The following is a 17,095-nucleotide window of genomic DNA, read 5'->3' as shown; positions in this document are numbered from 1 at the left end:
GAACCGCCCGGAGCCTCTGGCTCCGGCATTCGTCCCGTGGGGATCTACTCTGACCGTGTCTGTGCTGCAGCCGAGACGCTGGAGAAAGTGACGCCGTTGCTTAGGAATTACGGCATCACACGCGTCGCCCGGGTGACCGGGCTTGACCGTGTCGGCATTCCCGTCTGGAACGCGATGCGCCCGAACGCAAGGTCGCTTTCGATCCATCAGGGAAAGGGCATCACTGACGACGATGCGCGTGCGTCGGCCGTCATGGAGGCCATCGAACGCGCAGTGGCCGAATGTGTGGCGATCCCTCACGTGGTCGAGACCCGCTACTCTCTCACGTCAAAACGCCTGGATCACGACGCGCTCGACAGCTTTGTCGGATTTCGGCAGGTGCCGGCTGCCGGCGACAAACCCCTCGCATGGATCGAAGGCCGCAACCTGCTCACAGGCTCCGCCATCCTGCTTCCGCTCGAAGCCGTCACGATCGATCGGACGCGTGACGCCCGGTATTGGCAGTCATCCGACGGGCTGGCGTCTGGAAACACCCTCGATGAAGCGCTGTTTCACGGATTGCTGGAGCGTGTCGAACGCGACGCCGACATCCTTTGGTCGCTCGAACGGCGGGACGCCAGGCTGCGGTCGAGGTTCGACCCATCCGACCTCGGCGACCCCGTGGTGGACAAGCTCTCCACCATGATCGCGGATGCCGGGTTGCGGCTTGTGCTCTTCGACAAGACCAGTGATCTCGGTATTCCAGTCGTCTCCGCTCTTATCGGCCCCGTTCAAAGCCGCGCGACGACATTCAGATATATCGACGCTGCGGGCGGCTGCGGAGCACACCCGATCGCGGCACGCGCGACCATCCGTGCCATCACCGAGGCAGCGCAGTCGCGCTTGACCCTCATAACCGGCGCAAGAGACGACGTCGATCCGAGCGCCTACGAGAACGAACTGTCCCCCGATCTCGTCGAGGATCTTGCCAGTCCCGCTGTCAAGCCGCCGCCGCCCGACGCCTGCCATCCCGGCGCAGGACTGCCGGAAATGGCGTCGCTACTTTTCGATACCCTGTCGGAGCGTGTGACCCGGTTGTTCGCCGTTCACCTGACACCCGAGGAAAACAAGTTTTCGGTCGTGAAGGTCTTCGTGCCGGAACTCGAGAACCCGGAAGGCGCGCGCCGCCAGAGATATGGCGCGAGGGCGCTCGCGAAATTGACGGTGTTCTGAATGAAGATCGTATTCGCAGGCCCCTCACTTTCCGGCTTGCAACGCGCGGCCGAAGCCTCAGTCGAGTTTCGCGGTCCCGCCTTCCAGGGCGATGTTTACCGCGCGGTCGCAAACGGTGCCAATGTGATCGGCATCATCGACGGCTTCTTCGAGTCGGTGTCCTCAATCTGGCACAAGGAGATCCTCCACGCCCTTTCATGCGGCGTCAGCGTATTCGGAGCCGCCAGCATGGGTGCGCTGAGGGCGGTCGAGTGCATGGAATTCGGCATGATCGGCGTTGGAGAGATATTCGAGGCATATAAAAACGGATCCATCCTCGACGACGACGCGGTCGCCTTGGCACACGCCCCACGCGAACTGAGTTACAAACCGCTCACGGTGCCTCTTGTGAACGTCATGTGGACCGCCGCCGCCTGGCGCGATCGGGATCTGATAAGCGCCGAGGAAGCCGTTCACCTCCTGAATGCGGCGCAGGGCCTGTATTTCAAGGATAGGACCTGGCGGGACGTGATCGACAGGGCACGTGTTCCACCCGATCGTGCTGCCGAGATTCTGGCGTTGGCGAAGTCGGCTGCCATCGACCGGAAGTCGCTGGACGCGCAAATGCTGGTTGAACTGGTCGAGAAAGCAGAAAATGTGAGAGGCCCTCCGCCCTGCTGGACGTTCTCACACACGGATCAATTCGAGCGTTTTGTGGTCGGATTCCGGCCGAACGCCGCCCGTTTGTAACGGCGATGTAACGGCGCGACTGTTTATCTTTTTCAAGTAAACCCCCAAATTTTCAGGGGGTTGGCAATTCGGGGGCTAAGATGGAACGCAGTATTGTCGAACAATCGGAGAATTTTCAGAAAGAACTTGCAGCACTCGCGCGCATCGTCAGTTTCGCACGCCAGACGGCGCAGGATCTGAATGTATCGTTTCCGGCATACTTCCTGGACATGGCGCTCGCTTCGGTACTGGACGAACTCAAGATCGCAGGCGTGGATATTTCATCGGTATCCGGAACGGTAGAGCTAGGGCATGTTCAGGGCTATCACTGACGTGGATTGCCTTGGATGATCATCAGGCTCTTCAGCCGCGGTGGCGGCAGACCGCCACCGACCAGCCGCATCGGCGCGTGGCATTTCAGATCTCAAAGAGGTTTCACGATCGTTCCGGTGGCAGTCGCACTGATCGCCTTCATGGTCTTCAGCCCGTGGGGGTCGGGAAACCATCCCGTCATCGAGGACATCAGCTACGTCTATCACGGTGTGGCGGTGAATCGGAAGCGTGCGGCGATCGAACTCGACACGGCCGCGATCAGGAGCATCCAGCAGTCCGTTCTCAAGCTTATCGAGAGTGCCCCTTCGACAGTCTGGGGACCGACTGGGGGGGACAGCACGCCATCGGAACTGCCGATGGAATTTCCCGATGTTTCCGCCGAAATCAGAGAATTGCTTGCCCGGCAAGCCGAAATCGAGAAGGGAATTCACCGCTTGAGCCGCGATCAAAGGGAGTTCGTGCGTGGAAGGCTGAGTGTCATCGGAGAAAGCCTCGCCGCAATGTCGACAGCGCCCGATGGAGCGCTGCCCCAGGCAATAACGGTCGAAAGCGAGGACGACACTTCGGCAAAGCCAGGTGACAGCTACATCGAGACCTGCCGGGCAAACGACGTGCCGATTCCGCCCAACTGGCCGGACGAAAGGTGGGTTTCCCGCGGCGAGCTACCCTTCTTCTTCGCGGATTTCCCGGATGCCAGAACAACCGAGGTCTTCACGTACGAGGAACCAAACGGTCAGGGGCTTTGCTACGCGCTCGTGCGCAAGAATCGTAACCGGTGGTACGAGGCAGTGGGCATGATCTGCCAGAGCAAGGCAACCGGGAAGGCTTGCTTCTGGGACAACGTCGTCCCGGGCGAGCGCATGGATAACCGGATTCGGGGTTTGGAAATTCAACTCGATGTCCGCACTATGGGCAACGGTTCGAACATGAGAGAACGATGCACTGATTGCCATCGCGGCGAGAACGTCTTCCTGGTTCATCCCGGAACCCCGCTGGACGCAGTCAAACAGCGTCTTCCCGACGTGCGCTATACGCCGATCGGGCAGGAAGATTGGGAAAACCCTTCGCCAATGGAACACAAGGGGGAAGGAGCCTGCTCTCAGTGCCACGAACTGGCTGCCCCGACGAAGCGGTTTTGCGGCTTGTTGCGGCAGGCTGCCGAGAAAACGATGCCCTCCCCGGTCCGGCCTGCTGGGTGGGACAATCCCCTGCCCGAGTACAAGGACGCAATCGAGAAGATCAAGGCGCGCTGTGCGGCGGTCGGAGGATGAACGAGCGAAACGCAGACAGGCCGGAAGCGATGGCGGAGCAGCAGGCAGCAGCGAATATTCAGCTTAAACAGTCCGCAAGGAGGTCAATGATGGAAATTCTCGTGAAGTCGCCAGTGTCCAGTGCAGCCGACCGCCGGCGGAACCGTGAGCTGACAAAGATCACCAGGGATACAGCCCGACACGTCGTCCTGGCTTTCCTCGAGACTGGCTGGCGGGAATCGGAGGTCGCGCTGGCTTTCGCAGATGCCTTCGAGGAGTATTGTCTGTATCTGGCCGAGCGGCCTGGCATCGAGCTGAAGGCCGCCAATGGAAACACCGCTACGGGTAGAAGTGCTGCGAACTAAAGGACTGCGCGCCGATGGATGTAGAAATCACTTCAACGCTTGCAACGGTCGTTTGATACTGATCCGGCGGCAAGCGCCCAGCTCTCCGCGTAGTCGCCGACGACCTTGTCTCGTTGTTCCTTCGAGGCGGAGCAAATACGCTCGACGCCGACACGCAACGCCAACGGTTCGCGACGGCCGGGTGGATCATTGGAACACCCCGCGATCTTGTTGGCCCAACTCGGCCGCCAATTATCCCTCAAAAGAAGGGCACCGAGCCTGTTCACCATCTCGCACGCTTCGGCGATGCCGAGCGGACCCAAAGTGAGCGGCTTCTTCACCATGTCCAGCCAAGGCTCATCGCGGAATTCCGCAACCTCGGCTCGACCGGCAAACAACAGCCTAAGCTGTGGGAAGCCGTTCGCGCACAACAACCGTAGGAACTCCTTCAGGTCCGACATTGCGTCGGGGCTGCTTTGAATGGTCTCGAGCGCGTCGAACACCATCACGGTCCTATCCGACCATCGCGACGTCGCCTGCAGTTGGTCTCGAAACGAGACGAAGAATGTCTCGGACGATCCTTGTAAGGCGCTGTCGTCGCCCGATTTCTTCGAGCGGTGCCCAACGTCATCTCCTTCTGCAATCCAATCACTCACTCTACCCTTCAGGTTGGTGAACGAACGGCAGTAGTCGGGAAATTGAAGTGACAGTTGCCGGGCGGCCTCGACGAGAAGATCGAGGGATCGCCGAGGCCGACTCGATGCCGTGCCGAAATTGAAATAGATGAAAGGAAACGGAACCGCCGACTTTAGGACGTAGGTCATTGCGAATTTCGCGACGAGTGTCGATTTGCCCAGTCCGCTCGGGGCGACCAGCATCATCGCGCGTGCCCCCGGGCTGGGCAAGCACGAACTGCTCGCGCTCCGCAAGAGCCGTGTTTCCATTTCTCCGACAGACTGCGGTCGAAGCACGTCCGTGAAGTTCACAAGCGTCTTCAGTTCGTTGCGCCGGCCCACGAAGCAATCGGTTCCGTCCTGCGGCGAGGCGCCTACAAGGATTTCCAAAGGCGTCAACCATTCCGCACGATCGCGCTGCCTCTTGAGCTCTGACGGCCGGAACAATGATATGTCGGACAATTTCCGTATCCTCTCCACCTCACATGCCCTCGTAGCGGATTCGATCCGGGCGACGAGAAGTTAGGCAAGGCTCCAAGCTTTGCGGAAGAAATAGCGAGTATGCCGTGACGGCAACGTTACAAGGCTGCATATGGGGTCTCCACCGGCGTGATGCGGTGAGTTTCCACCACCCTCGCTCTGCCCGGCCGCGGCACGATGGCACGGCAGTCCCTGTCATCGATCGCATCCGGACCGCTACCGGTCCCATAATATTACCTCTTGCAGGTCAAGCACCAATTCGAGACGCCTTGTAACGGGCAAGTAACGCCCGGGCCGCTAGGTCAACTCGCGGGACCGGACCCACTCAGAATTGCATCTGCGCCAAAACATTTTTCCAATCATGCTCGTCGGAGGGAATGAAAATGCCGGCTATGAATGTGCATGAAGGCCAGACACTTGCCGACACGATCCAGGAACGGATCGATGCAGCGGTAGCCGCGGGCGATCGGGAGGCGCTCGAAAAGCTGCTTCACGAACTTTACGAGCCTTCCCAGGAGGCCGACAAACCCTTCGATGCCGCTATCCAGCTAAGGCCTGAAATCAAGCGCCAATTGGCCGAGGTCGCGCTCGAAAGCAATGCAGCCCTCAACTGGGCCAACAAGATCGCCCGTGCGAGCCGTTGGGTTACCTACAAGACAAAGACCGCGATTGGTTTCAAAGGGCTGCATATAGTCGAAGAGGGCGATAGCTGGACCCAGTATCCGCTTCTGCTCGATGATATCGTTGACCAGCTCGGCAACGACTCCGACAAGGCGATTTTTTCGCTGGGCGCCGCCGGTGACCTAGTCGAGGACATGGCTGCCCGCAAGGAATATCTTCCCGCCCTGACCCAGAGCTCGGCGAGAATTCTGATTCTCTCCGGCGGCGGCAACGACATTCTCGGCGACGGACGCTTTGCCGCCTTGCTGCTCCCCTTTGCCGCAGGCAAACAGGCCGAGGATCTATTGAACCTGCCAATGCTCGATGCCGAACTGCGGAAGGTTTTGGCGGCCTATCGCAGCATCCTGACCGACGTGCGCCTGCGCTTTCCTCAGGTCCGGGTGCTCGGCCATGCTTATGACGTGCCCTACCCCCAGGACGGCGCCCGATGGATCGGCAAACCGCTGGCCGATCGCGGCATTTCGCTTGCCATTGGCCGCAAGATCGTCGGGTTAGTGTTGGATAGGTTCACCTCAGGACTGCGAGCACTTGAGTCCGAGTTCAGCAATTTTCGGTTCGTCGACCTGCGAGGCAAAGTCGACAAGGGTCGCGCAAGCTGGTTCGACGAACTGCATCCAAAGAATGAAGGCTTTGGCCGCGCGGCCGAGGAATTTCGCAAGGCGATTGCAATAGTGGCAGCCGAAATTGCCACTGAGAGCGCCGCCGGCGGCAGCCCGGACGGTGCCGAAATCGCCATCGCGGCGCTCGAAACGATGGCCGGCGGCAATCTGCCCAGCCTCGAGGCGGCAAGCCGAGCAGTTGTCGTGCTGGATCCCGGCCATGGCGGAACAGCTCCTCCCGTTAAGCTCGGTGGTTCAAGCTGGAACAACGCGATCGGCCCATCGGGCACGCTCGAGAAGACTCTGACGCTCGATGTCGCGAAGAAGACCAAGGCGGTCCTCGAAGGCCGAGGATTCGAGGTTCTGCTGACGCGCGACGGTGACAACAACCTGTCGCTGGCGAACAGGGCGGCGGTGGCAAAAATGCGCGCCGCCCCCGTCTTCGTCTCAATCCATTTCAACGCCTCGGATAACCATAACGCACAGGGCACCGAGACATTCGTCCACAACAACCATATCGACGCTTCCCGACGTCTTTGCGTCACAGTGCAAGGGTCCATGGTCTCGGAACTGGGTCTTTCCGATCGCAACAGATCCCACCCTGGCGGCGTCAAGCAGGCTGCGTTCGGGGTTATCGATCGCGTCAGCCATTCATCCCGCACCGCCGCTGTCCTGCTTGAGGTCAGCTTCCTCGACCGCGTTGACGAAGAAGCAAAGCTGAAAACCGAGGCATATCGCATTCGGATCGCGAAGGCTCTTGCGCGCGGCATCGAATCCTATCTCGGAACCGGCGTGGAGAGCGCCGGCTTCGAGACGGCCGACGCGAGCGAGATCGGGGATGCCATTGAGCTTTCGGCGGCGGCGGCTGGCCAGAGTTCGTGGGCCTATCTCGGCGTGGCTGAAGCTGGCAACAGGTTCGGGACAAGCGATGCGACTGACTTACCCATACCGCCACACGCATGGGTCGGCGGACGGGAACTGGGGCTGGAGAATACGGGAACCGGAGGCGAAAGTTTCGACGGCACTTTTCTTGCCGTAGCCAATAGTGAGAAGGATACTGCGCAGGCCGTAACACGCTGGATGGTACGGCATTTCCGCGACGAACTCGACGACGCGGTGCGGGGTACGCGTTTCAGCGTGCCGTTGTTATGCGCCATCGCCTGCCGCGAGGCGGGAATCTACTGGCTGCCGCTGACCGCTGGTCGAAGCTCGGCAGAGATTCTGAGGCTCTGCGTCTATGATGCCAGTGGCGACGTTTCCGGTGCCCCGCGATCAGCCTTCCCTGTCAACACGTCTGAATTTCGCGCCACCTACGGCCAGGTATTTACCAACCTCCTCATCGCTGAGACCAACAAAGCGCGCGCCGCGCGCGGCCTCAACGCCTCCTCGATGATCTACAAAGGTTACGGCATCTTCCAGTACGATCTCCAACACGTTCAAACTGACGAAGCGTTCTTCCGCGAGCGGAAGTGGTACGATTTTGGGGAATGCGTCAAACGTGCTGTCGATGAACTACAGCGCAAGTTTGTTGCGACGGGCAGCAGCAGCATACGCGCTGCGGTGCGCGCCTATAATGGCTCCGGTCCGCGCGCCGAACAATATGCAACGGATGTGATGCGCCTTCTGCCCCATTGCGAGGAAGCCGCGCACGGTGACGGGTTAGGTCTTGCGCAGAGCACCGTTGCTGCGCTTGATATCGCCCGGGGAGCCGATGAGGATCCTGGCTACGCCCCGCTCGACCCAGACGCCAGCGCTGATCTCGATACCGCCCGCATGCTCGCCAATCTTGGCGTTCCTGGTGGCGACCCGGAAGGGGCTGAGCTTCAAGCCGTTGTGGCGAGCACCATTGCGTTTGACAGCAGTGCCGCGTTCGCCTTTCGCGACGCCTGCAGGTCGTCGACCCCGCGCGTTCGCTACGGACTGGGTGACAAGGTGCCGTTCTTTGGGGCGGTACCCGGACGCGATTTCACTCAGGTCGATTGCAGCGGCTTCATACGCGAAGCCATCCGCCGGGTCACTACGCCGCGACTCAAGTTTCCCGACGGTTCTGTCGTGCAGCATGATTGGGTCAAGGCAAACAGATTTTTGAAAGGCACACCGGCGGACGGTGCGTTGAACGACGGCGTCGTGCGCATCGCCTTTCTGCGCCCACAGGACGCAGCCTCGGGAATTGGACACGTCCTGCTGATCGTCAACGGCAAAACGACCGAGTCTCATGGAGGCTTCGGGCCGGACACACGGGACTGGGCCAGTCTGAGCTGGCGGACAAAGACACATGTCTACGTCCTCGCCCGCAATGGCAAACTCGCCGACAATTCGGCATCGCTCGCCCTCTCGGAGCCGTCGCAAATCAAACAATTCGAAGAAGACACGGCAGAGACGGCGTGTGAGGCACCTGACAGTTCCGACGACGCAATGGCTGCGGCTGTCGCCCCAATTGACGTGCAACTGCCCGCCTCCGAGACAAGCTTTTACGCTTACGGCCCCGTCCAGAAAAGGTTCGGAACTGCGCTCACGATTCAGGCCGTGCGAGCCATAGCCGACGAATACTTCCAAGCGACTGGCATACGGCTGGGCGTTGGCAATATCAGCCGTGACGGCGGCGGGCCAGTGCCACCACATAAGGATCATAAGCATGGCATCGACGTCGACTTTCGTGTTCCGCGCAAAGACGCCAGGGCAGAAGGTTCGACGTGGCAGGACGCCTCCTACTCATCCGCCCGCACACGGCTCCTTGTTGATATCGTCCGCAAAAATGCGGTGATGCCCATCAGGACGATCTTCTTCAACGATCCGAACATATCGGGCGTCACTCCGCTCGGAGGCCACGATAATCATCTCCATGTCAGCTTCACGGGCGCTGCTGCGGCGGCCGCTACACCCGCAGAAAGCACAAGCGCGATGGCCCGCCCGCCGGCCCAGCCGCGCGTGGCAAGCGACGTCGATAACGCGATCGAGCGGACGGGCTTTGCCAAAGTTCTTGTGTCGCTGAGACGCGACACTGCGGGCGCGGCACTTGCCTTGGGCGCTGAGGGCTTTGCCGCTTCCATCGGTGATCCTTCTTTCGAAGCGTGCTTCGAATTTCCCGACATGGCGCAGGCGGACCATCTTGCCGCTGCCGCGGCGATCGACAGCGCGGAGGAACACCAGATACGGCCCCAACCCGTCACCGTGTTCCCTCGTCTCGGCGTCGCCGTCGGAATTGTGACCTGGAGGACGATCAACAACCTCAGGCACCATGCGGCAACACGCGCCATTCACGAGGCACCGGTGCTCAGCCTGATCCGACCGGCAGCAGCCATGGCAGTAGTTGAGCCGGTAGACGTTACGTGGGGCATTCGCCGGCTCAACGTCGACAACGCGTGGGCTGCGGGCTATGACGGCACGGGCGTTATCGTCGGCCATCTCGACACGGGCATCGACGCAACGCACCCTGCGCTTGCCGATGCGCTTCACAGCTTCGCCGAATTCGATCTCGCGGGGCGGCGTGTGGACAACGCGGCGCCCCGCGATAGCGGTCAACATGGCAGCCATACTGCCGGCACGATTGCCGGCCGTGGACTTGCCAACGGTGCACGATTTGGCGTGGCGCCCGGTTGCAAGCTGGCGAGCGCACTCGTCATCGAAAATGGCGACGTCATCACGCGCATCATCGGCGGCATGGAATGGGTCCTCGGGCAAGGTGCACGTGTCCTATCGATGTCACTGGGACTGCGCGGATTCACACCTGCCTTTCAGGTCCTCATCAATGCGTTGATCGATGGTAACGTCCTGCCGGTCATCGCTGTCGGCAACGAATATGCGGGGTCAAGCCGCTCACCGGGCAACTATGCCGAAGTTCTCTCGATCGGCGCCAGCAGCGTCAATGACCTGGTCGCGGATTTCTCGAGCAGCGAGACCTTCCTTCGCGACCGAGACGCGCTCGTGCCTGATGTCGTGGGCCCCGGTGTCGATGTCGTCTCGTGTATCCCGGGCGGAGGGTATGCAACCATGTCCGGCTCTTCGATGGCAACGCCGCACATTGCCGGGCTCGCCGCGATCCTGTGCCAAGCCAACCCGCTTGCCACAGTGACCCAAATACAGGACTGCATCTTGAATTCCTGCACGCTGCCACCAACTATGGATAAAAGCCGGGGTAACCGAGGCGTGCCTGACGCCATCAAGGCGCTCAAATGCGTCGGGGTGCCGGCAGCGGCGCTGGTTCCGGCGGTTGGTGCAGCACGACGGCGCGGCAATGCGAAAAAGTAGAGTCGACGTTGTAACAAAGGATTTGTCATGGGTCAGTCGCCGAACTGGGAAAAGGCTGATGTCATGAAACATCTGGAGCAGTCGGGCTCAGCCGAGCCCGGCCTGCAAGTGTTTCTGAGCGAAGATGTGCCAAATTCCGAAGTGGAAACCTTGGCACACGAAATTGTTAAAACAGCGGGAGGCGCGTCGATAGGCCCGGTTAGCCGCATCGCAAAGTCGTTTGCCGTCCATGGTGACGTGTCGATGCTACGCAAGATTGCCGGTGATTCACGCGTCAAGTCCATCCTTCCCACTGCGGTTGACGATATCCTCCCGAAGCCCCGCCACGATTCTTAGAGAACGTCGTGAAGCGGTCGATGACGTACTCGACCAAGAAGTTTGTATGTCTAAAATGCCCTCCTTCCGAATTTAGAGCCAACTTCATGTAGTCGTCCATTGTTGGATCGCACGCCCAGTCTGATCGGGCAGTGCCTCGAATTCCACCAGATCCGGTATCGGGACTTGCTCGAAGAATTCGGGGGCTATTTTCTCGAGCGCGTCGGAATAGTTGCCGAGCAGCGCTTCTCCCCACTGTCTTAGCCGAGCCAGTCCTCCACCGCTTTCGGTGTCGTCATGTTGGCGGCCGACCGAGACCAATCAGGAAGGCCGTCAGAAAATCGGTGCTGGTGGATAGCACGAGGCGCTCCGCTTCCTTCAGTTTGAGGGCTTTGGCGCTTCCCACGAGAACATGGCAACAGGTGCGGCCAACGAAAGATCCGAGATGCCAGACGCGTTCGCGGAGGTCAGATCCAACAGCGGCTGTAGCTGCCGCGAGAGGCCGTCGTTCACGTCCTTGACGTTGACGGTTGGAAAAGCACCAGGCTCCATAGTTGTTGTCCATCTCCCACGCGATGGTCGGTCGAAGACGGGTCAGTTGCCGACTGGCATCATGAAGGCGACGAACTTGGACAGTAGCTTCCCGGCCGAGGTCTTTTCCTCCAGCGGGAATGTCGTCGTCCGCACGGTGTCGCTTTGATTGCCCCCGAGGAGGGTGACGGTCGTCGCCGTACTGCTTACGACGAAACCGACATGTCCGGTGCCCGTTTTCCACTCCGGATCGGTGAAGGGATCGTAACGTCGCACCGCGACGCAGCCATAAGTCGGCGCAGGCAGGGAAACAAATTGCTTTTTCTTGTTCCAGAAGAACGACCGCGCACCCGGATGCTCCGTTCCGATGTAGCCGGCCGTCACGAGGCAATAGTTCACGAACGCCGCGCACCAGTCGACTTCGTCACCGCCAACCGGATCGAACCAGGGCGCGCCTACCTTGAAATAATTCAGGATGCGCGGATTTTCGCCCGGGTCGATCCACTGCGTGCGGTCGTTGGCAGGGAGCTGGCTTTCACTTATCGCGGTGCTCATCCAGTCGGACGCCGAAGCCGCAGCGGAAGCGACCGCTTGCGTGTCCGCAGACAACGAAGACGGCGGCATGTTGGGATGCTCGGAACCGTTCGACCAGCCTTCTATCTGCCTTATTGTCCTTGCGATCTTTCTTATCTCGGCGATGCCCAATGTCGACAGGACCGTGGTCCGCTTAATTCCGGTCTGATCTTCGATGAACTTGGCATAGGTCTTGGAATCATTTTCGGACGGCGGCGCGTATTTGAAAACGGCGTCTACCAAGCTGAGGTCGTTATAGGACTTGGATCTCAACAAGGTGACCACGGCTTCCAGCCCTGTATCCTCGTCGGGGAAAATGGCGAATGCGCCGTCGTCTCCGATCGAACCCGCGCTTTTCGCGAAGGTACCGCGTCTGATATTGCCGGGGTTGAAATTCCTCCATGCGCGTGACCCGCCTTCGCGGATAAAATCCCTGCCGTTCTCGTCGATGAAAAGAATGCGGCGGTCGCCGATCTTGCGGGCGGAAACGAATTTGCCCGCAGGCCCTGCTTTTATCGGCAAAGGCGTATCCAATGCTGCGACTGGAGGCTTGTAATCGACGTCCTCGGGCACGAGACTTCTCGCCGCTGACATGGCGTCTCCGGGCCCGTCGACGAGCAAGGTCCAGGTCCGGTCTGGCGTCTGGAATTTCGTTGCGACCGACAAACCCGCCGAAATCAACTCGGCGATGACCCTGTCGGAATCGACCTCGGCAATGCCTTCGAGCCTTTGCATATCCCTTACCTCCGTTCTTTGAATGAGTTGATGCCGCGACGGTGGACGTCATGACTGAGCCACATCCCGATCCCGGATCTCGGTCAGACGGTAGACGTCGCCTCGTGGGGGATCATCTAAGCAGATGCGGCGTGACTCTCTCGTTACAACGCGAGCGGCAAAGCGGTGGTTGGTTCCCTGCGAATGTAGTGCAAAGTATTGGGTCGGCAGCCTAGCGCTCCGCGCCAATCATTGTTTGAGATGACGATGTAACGGCTCCGTCACGTGACCTGTGATTGGATTGCATCTGCACACGGTGTTCGAGAAGGTAGCCGAGCAGAGTAGGTCAGCGCATTCCGCTAGATGAGCCCGACTATTCATGGCCGCCGTCTCGGTGGCCATGAATAGTCGGGGGCCGCTTGCGACCGCGACGCACGGACTGTGGCGACAATCGACATGGAAATGGCGAATGGAACCTCTGCTGTATGATAAGGAATCCGGGATAACCAAGCTCGCATCGCTGTTTTCGACAGCTGCTCTGAGCCCGGATCCGAACCGTTGGATTAATCTGGCCCGATCCTTGGCGGTCCAGCTCCGCAATCCCGGGATCGACTGGCGCGATCTCACGCGCGCGCTGGAACACGTGCGTCACAATGACTTGGACGCGGCTGTCGCCGGTTTTTTCGATCGGGCCGCACTTCTCGCAATGCGCCTATCTGACTCTTCCACCCCGCCCAAGGCTTCGGTCGAAATGCTCGACGCGTGCGGACCGGGCGTGGAACCGGAGTCGATGTTGCGTTCGGTCATCGCGATCCTACAGCGGCAGATCCCTTTCGATCTGGTCAGCTTCGCCGAATACTATCATGGCGACGAAGCGACCACTGGCACCACGCTTGTCCGAGGGCGTTTTGCAATGGACAGCGGCGTCGAGTTTCAATGGCCAGCCCGGTGGGTCGACGTACCCGAAGGTCTCGCGCGCTGGGCGGAGGGGGAGGTGCGTTGGGTCGCGGACTCTGAAAAATTCTACGAAGAGAACCCGCACGCAGAAGTCATGCGGAACAACATTGTCACACGCGAATACGAGGCACGAAGAGCCACCAGCTACCTGGTTGCACCCCTCTTTGACGGAAACCGGGTCAAGGCGGTGCTCACGCTCGCCCGTCGACGCGACAATTCCTACGGTCCGTTTGGACAGGCCGATCAGATCAAGCTCGACGCACTGTCCCTCGAAAGCGTGCTGCGACGAGTTCAGGATGCGTTCGAAGCGCGTACGCAGGTGATTGCGCAGGAGCTCGTGGGTTTGTTTACGCCGGACGCCCAGCCTACGGAATTGGCCCGGCAACTCGTGAAAAAACTCAGTCGCGGCTTTGGGTGGGAGTATGTAGGCCTCTTCCGCGTCAATAGAGCTCGCAACATGTTTGAGGTCGTTGCGGAATACGACTCTCATGGAGAATTAAGTTTCACAACCAATTACGAACAGCCCCTGACGGCGGGGATGCTCGGTCGAACTTTGGACAAGGGGCATGCACTTTATGTGGCGGACGTGACGCAGGAGCCAACGCCTCACGACTACATCCGGGTGAGCGATTACCATAAGTCGACGCTTACGTTTCCGATCAAGATCGGCCTTCGCGCTGACGCCGAAATCGAATGGATACTTGACCTTGAGTCATCGCAATTCAATGCCTTTCCCCGCCCCGACCAGGAAGTGCTAAGACAGGTCATTCTCGAGATTGAGCGCGCGGTCGCCCTGTGGTTTGAGGCGCGGCTCGCGGCGGCTCTGCTTAATGTCGTGGAGCAGGGCGTCGTCGTGCTTGGCGGTTCCACACGCATTGAAAGGGCCAACGTCGCGGCCCTAAAATTGCTCGGCTTGCCAAAGGAACATATATTTTCTCGTAGCGACAAGCGCACCGACTTCAAGAGGTATGCGGCCGATAGGACGACCCGCGAGTTCCTCGCAGGTGATCAGGTTTCAAGCGTCGGCATGCACCTTCGGTTAAAAGGAGCCGATGGCATCATACGCACCGCGCTAGCGGTAGCCTCCTACAGGGACGAGGCATTTCACCGCCGAGTGCTACTTCTGGCCGATGTCGAACAAGCGGAATGGATCGGCGCCTTGAAGTACATGGAAACTGCGGTGCGGACCGTGGCCGCACAGGCCCATGGACGCTTGCTCCTGACGGGAGCACTGCTCGCTAGCGCGCAGAAAAAGCTGTCGGCCGAGGATTCCTCGTCGGCACGTGGTTTGATAGACCGCGCTTCGCGCAATCTGTCCAGAGCGGATCTACCATTCGAGCGCATTGCGTCCGTGTTCGATGTCGTCTCAGCTCCTAAGCGCCGTAACGGCTTTCTCGACCTCGCGGCAGAATTGCGGCGCTTCTGGTCACTTCTTCCAGATGACGAGGTAGAGCACATTGAACTTGGCTTTGAACCTGACAAGATGTTGGTCGTTAGGGGCGATCCGGAGCGCCTCGCCTTTGCGTTCCGCTCCCTTCTCGGCCATTTGCTTGCCGTAGGTACAGCAGAGTCCCCCCTAAGGGTCTCATTGGAGGAAGTCGGTTCAAAGGCGTTCGTCAAGATAGTTCTGACAACTCAGAATAGCGCATCTATCGTGAGTGCCCTTTCAGAAGAGCCGCTGGACTCCAACCAGCCGGATCAAATCGCTCGCGTTGAATCCATGGCATTCGAAGTAGCAACGCACGCTACCGAGGCTGTTCGGAAAGTGATGAGGGCGCATGCCGCAAGGCTTGAGGTCCGGCGAGAAGGCGGCAGGACGTTGGTCATATTAGGGGGAATGCGGATCATACGGCTGGAAAAGTCCGACAAGGATAGCGTCGATCACTCGCCCGGATTCGAAGAGGTGCCAGTATGAAGCGCCTCCTCGTTGTCTCTCCTGATGCCAATTGGATCGAGTTCCTGCAGATCGCGCTCGAAGCATATGACGTTGAAGTCACAGGTGTACCTGGCCCCCGTTCAGTCATCCAGTCGCTTGCGGCATTGCGCTCCTCCAAATTTGCAAGCGTTCTCATCAGTGCCCTCGCGGCCCCGGGCCAGCATCAGAGCGACGCTCTCTTGGAAGCAACCGACGTTCTTGACGCATTGCGCAAGGCAGACAAAATCATCCCTCTTCTGGTGTGGTCTCCGTTTCCCTCGGAGCGTCTCGAGAGCATAGCGTCGCGTTCATCCGATACTGTGCTGCTTGCAAATGACGCACCCTCGACGATTGCGGCGGCTCTCGCTGACTCACCGCTAATCAGCGGGCCCGCACCGCGCACCGCGAAAGTTGAACTACAGATTGGAGCAGCAAGTATCCGCACGGAAGTTGCGCTTGATGGCAAGCTTGTGGGCGCATCTTCAAGTCGGGATTGGGCTGGCCGCTGCAAGATGGGACGGTTGGAGGAACAATTCGCTAAGTGGACGCCGATTCAGCGTAGCGGCGGTTCGGCGCGCTATACCGACAATTGGTTCGATGTATTGAAAGTAGCGGGGGAAGACATCTCTTACGAAACAGACTACGCCGGACAAGCCGTAACCGCTGCGATCTCCAAATGCCTTGACGAGGTCGGTACGCTTGACCGCGTTCACGTCCGGTTCAACCTGCTGAGCCCTGGCCCGGACTCGCCGAATCCGTTCGTCAATGTGCCGTTCGAGATGCTGTATGACCCGCTAAAGAAGAACTTCGTTCGTTCTCTTGCGCCGATTGCTCGACGCGTCTGTCTGTCCAGCGAGTCGCGGACAGCTTCCGCACTGACGAATGCCGCGCAACTCACAGGCCAAATTATCTTCGTCAAGTCGGATGCGCATGGACGATACGAGTTTCCTGGTCCGGGCGGCGCGCGGATGTTTGGACCGTTGCAGGCCTTGGATGTCGAATTCGATGCTGTCGATCAAGCGCGCAAACTTGCGGAGTTGGTTGCTCCGGAGGAACTGGCACTGACGGCCGACGGGAACGCGTTGGCAGTGCTGCGGAATCGACTGGATGCGGCACCCTCGGCCCAGACCCCTAAACCGCAGATCATCCATTATGCTGGCCACAGCATTCGGGCTGACAACGACACCACGTATTTGATCCTGCCCGGCCGTGCGCCCGGCGACGTGCTCCCTTTGCGAGTAAGCGAGTTCGCAGCCTGGGCTCGCAAAGCTGAAGTCCAACTCGTCATATTATCGTCGTGCGAGAGCAGCGGCCCGGAAGCCGTGTTCCGCCTATCACAGGCCGGGATTCCCGCCGTTATCGGCTTCCGTTGGGAAGTCAACGATAAGGAGGCAGCGTTCTTTACGGGCCAATTGCATGAATTGCTGGGCAAGCAAGTTCCGCTGGCGCGTGCCTTCCACGCTGCCGGGAGCGCGGTGCGAACCGCGTTCCCTCACAGCCCTACTTTCGTCTCGCCGATGCTCGTGGTTCAGGACGACGAATGGACAACTGTCTAAGAAAC

General features: G+C 59.7%; 11 protein-coding genes. 9 read left to right on the top strand and 2 right to left on the bottom strand.

What is annotated here, in order from left to right; genetic code table 11:
* Positions 1 to 36 precede the first annotated feature (36 nt).
* The 5 genes from IHQ71_RS29360 to IHQ71_RS29340 all read left to right on the top strand — a co-directional run bounded on the left by IHQ71_RS29360 (position 37) and on the right by IHQ71_RS29340 (position 3,868).
* On the top strand, positions 37 to 1,212 hold the full coding sequence (locus IHQ71_RS29360) for a YcaO-like family protein (protein WP_258163213.1): 1,176 nt from the start codon (positions 37 to 39) through the stop codon (positions 1,210 to 1,212).
* Positions 1,213 to 1,941, top strand: a complete 729-nt coding sequence (locus IHQ71_RS29355; RefSeq protein ID WP_258163212.1) for a TfuA-like protein — start codon at positions 1,213 to 1,215, stop codon at positions 1,939 to 1,941.
* A gap of 80 nt (positions 1,942 to 2,021) precedes the next feature.
* Positions 2,022 to 2,252, top strand: a complete 231-nt coding sequence (locus IHQ71_RS29350) for a hypothetical protein (RefSeq protein ID WP_258163211.1) — start codon at positions 2,022 to 2,024, stop codon at positions 2,250 to 2,252.
* 15 nt (positions 2,253 to 2,267) lie between these two features.
* Positions 2,268 to 3,524, top strand: a complete 1,257-nt coding sequence (locus IHQ71_RS29345) for a hypothetical protein (protein ID WP_258163210.1) — start codon at positions 2,268 to 2,270, stop codon at positions 3,522 to 3,524.
* A complete protein-coding gene (locus IHQ71_RS29340) occupies positions 3,521 to 3,868 on the top strand; it encodes a hypothetical protein (RefSeq protein WP_258163209.1) in 348 nt (115 codons plus the stop codon). Before IHQ71_RS29345 ends, IHQ71_RS29340 begins: the two co-directional genes overlap by 4 nt.
* Before the next feature lie 32 nt (positions 3,869 to 3,900).
* Here the strand turns inward: IHQ71_RS29340 and IHQ71_RS29335 are convergent, their stop codons facing one another.
* Complete coding sequence (locus IHQ71_RS29335; protein ID WP_258163208.1) at positions 3,901 to 4,728, bottom strand: hypothetical protein; 828 nt, start codon at positions 4,726 to 4,728, stop codon at positions 3,901 to 3,903.
* A gap of 845 nt (positions 4,729 to 5,573) precedes the next feature.
* Here IHQ71_RS29335 and IHQ71_RS29330 point away from each other — a divergent pair.
* The gene (locus tag IHQ71_RS29330; protein WP_258163207.1) at positions 5,574 to 10,529 is read left to right on the top strand and encodes a S8 family serine peptidase; all 4,956 of its coding nucleotides are present in this window, start codon (positions 5,574 to 5,576) and stop codon (positions 10,527 to 10,529) included.
* A 27-nt stretch (positions 10,530 to 10,556) separates the two neighbouring features.
* Positions 10,557 to 10,865 (top strand): hypothetical protein, encoded by a 309-nt coding sequence (locus tag IHQ71_RS29325; RefSeq protein WP_258163206.1) that lies wholly within the window; start codon positions 10,557 to 10,559, stop codon positions 10,863 to 10,865.
* Between the two features lie 573 nt (positions 10,866 to 11,438).
* Here the strand turns inward: IHQ71_RS29325 and IHQ71_RS29320 are convergent.
* A complete protein-coding gene (locus IHQ71_RS29320; protein WP_258163205.1) occupies positions 11,439 to 12,683 on the bottom strand; it encodes a conjugal transfer protein in 1,245 nt (414 codons plus the stop codon).
* 448 nt (positions 12,684 to 13,131) lie between these two features.
* On the opposite strand from IHQ71_RS29320, the gene IHQ71_RS29315 reads away from it, so the two are divergent.
* Positions 13,132 to 15,534 (top strand): hypothetical protein, encoded by a 2,403-nt coding sequence (locus IHQ71_RS29315; protein ID WP_258163204.1) that lies wholly within the window; start codon positions 13,132 to 13,134, stop codon positions 15,532 to 15,534.
* A complete protein-coding gene (locus IHQ71_RS29310) occupies positions 15,531 to 17,090 on the top strand; it encodes a CHAT domain-containing protein (protein WP_258163203.1) in 1,560 nt (519 codons plus the stop codon). Before IHQ71_RS29315 ends, IHQ71_RS29310 begins: the two co-directional genes overlap by 4 nt.
* Positions 17,091 to 17,095: the final 5 nt, after the last annotated feature.

The sequence above is a fragment of the Rhizobium sp. TH2 genome, assembly GCF_024707525.1.
GTDB lineage: Bacteria > Pseudomonadota > Alphaproteobacteria > Rhizobiales > Rhizobiaceae > Rhizobium_E.
This window is presented reverse-complemented; position numbering and strand designations above follow the sequence as displayed.